This window comes from Methylobacterium sp. AC690, from assembly GCF_979256535.1.
In genome coordinates, this window is sequence record NZ_CEEDOX010000050.1 from 1 (window position 1) to 972 (window position 972).

Consider the following 972-nt stretch of genomic DNA (forward strand, 5'->3'; position numbering starts at 1 on the left):
GTGAAATACCGCACAGATGCGTAAGGAGAAAATACCGCATCAGGCGCCATTCGCCATTCAGGCTGCGCAACTGTTGGGAAGGGCGATCGGTGCGGGCCTCTTCGCTATTACGCCAGCTGGCGAAAGGGGGATGTGCTGCAAGGCGATTAAGTTGGGTAACGCCAGGGTTTTCCCAGTCACGACGTTGTAAAACGACGGCCAGTGAATTCCGGTACCATGGCTCTTCAGAATTGAGGGTGTAGTTTCGGTCTGAATCCGCCGGATTCCAGGAGCGAGCGGGCTATGTAGTTGGTGAGGTTCCGGAACCCGAGGCCCTCGGCGCTGCATGCAGTCCAGGAATTGGGGATCGGATTCGAGCTCGCACGCTGCCGCAAGCACTCAGGGCGCAAGGGCTGCTAAAGGAAGCGGAACACGTAGAAAGCCAGTCCGCAGAAACGGTGCTGACCCCGGATGAATGTCAGCTACTGGGCTATCTGGACAAGGGAAAACGCAAGCGCAAAGAGAAAGCAGGTAGCTTGCAGTGGGCTTACATGGCGATAGCTAGACTGGGCGGTCTTATGGACAGCAAGCGAACCGGAATTGCCAGCTGGGGCGCCCTCTGGTAAGGTTGGGAAGCCCTGCAAAGTAAACTGGATGGCTTTCTTGCCGCCAAGGATCTGATGGCGCAGGGGATCAAGATCTGATCAAGAGACAGGATACTAGTGGAGGAAGAAAAAATGGTGAGCAAGGGCGAGGCAGTGATCAAGGAGTTCATGCGGTTCAAGGTGCACATGGAGGGCTCCATGAACGGCCACGAGTTCGAGATCGAGGGCGAGGGCGAGGGCCGCCCCTACGAGGGCACCCAGACCGCCAAGCTGAAGGTGACCAAGGGTGGCCCCCTGCCCTTCTCCTGGGACATCCTGTCCCCTCAGTTCATGTACGGCTCCAGGGCCTTCATCAAGCACCCCGCCGACATCCCCGACTACTATAAGC

Annotated in this window: 2 protein-coding genes and 1 pseudogene; 2 read left to right on the forward strand and 1 reads right to left on the reverse strand. The window is 57.7% G+C overall.

Annotated elements, in window-relative coordinates; genetic code table 11:
• Positions 1–202, reverse strand: a 202-nt coding sequence (locus AC0IY1_RS25265) for a beta-galactosidase (RefSeq protein ID WP_109898062.1), incomplete at its 3' end; no start/stop codon positions are given.
• Positions 203–362: 160 nt separating this feature from the next.
• On the opposite strand from AC0IY1_RS25265, the pseudogene AC0IY1_RS25270 reads away from it, so the two are divergent.
• Positions 363–683 (forward strand): annotated as a pseudogene (locus tag AC0IY1_RS25270) (IS4 family transposase); the annotation flags it as partial.
• 33 nt (positions 684–716) lie between these two features.
• The coding region (locus tag AC0IY1_RS25275) for a hypothetical protein (protein ID WP_471773321.1) at positions 717–972 on the forward strand (256 nt) is incomplete at its 3' end.